Consider the following 1,534-nt stretch of genomic DNA (forward strand, 5'->3'; position numbering starts at 1 on the left):
GAAGGATAGCCCGGTGATGGAATGAAATGAAATCACCAACTAGGTATTTTTTTGTTCAGGGAAACGAGCTATCAAGCTTCTTAGTAATTCAGATGGAGTCATTCCTCTACGGTCAGCTTCCTGTTTTAACTGCTGTTTTTCAAAGCTAGTCATCCTGATTACGAACCTTTGATATTTCATTTTAGTATTGACACTTGTTAGAATTTTTTTTATTATTAAATTAGGTCGAAAAACAAGAGATAGCAACTATGAGAGCAGCTTATCAGTACCGGCTAAGATTAACAAAAAAACAGGAATCAAAAGTTGAAAAATGGCTGGATATGCTCCGACATCAATACAACTACTTACTTGCCGACAGATTTAACTGGTATGAACAAAATCGCTGCTCACTCAATTCCTGTCCTCTTGTCTGTCATCTCCCAGATCTAAGAAACAACCCCGACTATTTTTCCCAAAAAAGAACTCTACCTCAGTTAAAGAAAGATAGACCCTGGTACGGAGAACTTCATGCTCACGTATTGCAGGATTGCGTGAAGAGAGTAGACCTTGCATTCAAACGATTCCTAAAAGGTGACAGTAACGGCAGAAAGAGCGGAAAACCCAGATTCAAAAGTAAAAATAGATACAAGTCTTTTACATTTCCCTCTCTTAGTAAAAACCCTGTAAATGGCAATATTTTGACTCTTCCAAAGTTTGGGAAGGTAAAAATGATTTATCACCGACCTATTCCAGAAGGTTTCAAGATCAAGACAGCCACCATAAGTCGAAAAGCTGACGGGTACTATGTCACCTTATCCATTCAAGATGATTCTGTGCCGAATGTTATCCCAGTAGATAGCGCTTCTGATCCTGTTGGGATAGACATGGGTCTCAAATCTTTTCTAATCAAATCTGATGGTTCAGAGGTACCAATTCCTCAATACTACCGGAAGGCTCAAAAGCGACTAAAAAAGATCCAAAAAGCTGTCAGTAGATCTAAAAAAGGTAGTAACAACAGAAAGAAGGCTGTTAGTCAACTAGGCAAAGTCCACAAAAAGGTAGCTGACACTCGAAAAGACTTTCATTTTAAAACTGCAAAGGGATTACTAGATAATCATGATCTAATTGCTCACGAAAAGTTAAATATCAAAGGTTTGGCCAAAACTAGAATGGCTAAATCTGTACTGGACGCTGGGTGGGGTCAATTTCTGTCAATCTTATCAACCAAAGCCGAGAATGCTGGGTTGGTCACAGTCGCAGTAAACCCTAGAGATACCAGCCAAAACTGTTCTAACTGCGGAACAAAAGTACCTAAAAAACTAAAAGACCGCATCCATTCTTGTCCTCATTGCGGTTTCACCGAGGATCGAGATGTAAATGCGGCAATCAATATTTTGAAGTTGGCGGTGGGGCATCCCGTCAGTAGTAGTGCGGCTCGTTCCTAATAGGAGCCTTTCGTAATAGAAAGGGGTATGATTAGGGGGATTCGTGAGGTCTAACCTCAAAAATCCTAACTATCCTCAGGATGTGGGTGAAAGTCCCACCCTTGAAGAGA

Annotated in this window: 1 protein-coding gene; it reads left to right on the forward strand. The window is 40.2% G+C overall.

Features of this window, described 5'->3' with window-relative positions:
• The first annotated feature begins 248 nt into the window (after positions 1-248).
• On the forward strand, positions 249-1,424 hold the full coding sequence (locus F6K37_RS41840) for an RNA-guided endonuclease InsQ/TnpB family protein (protein ID WP_287257148.1): 1,176 nt from the start codon (positions 249-251) through the stop codon (positions 1,422-1,424).
• Positions 1,425-1,534 lie beyond the last annotated feature (110 nt).

The sequence above is a fragment of the Moorena sp. SIO4E2 genome (assembly GCF_010671945.1).
GTDB classification, from domain to species: Bacteria; Cyanobacteriota; Cyanobacteriia; order Cyanobacteriales; family Coleofasciculaceae; genus Moorena; species Moorena producens.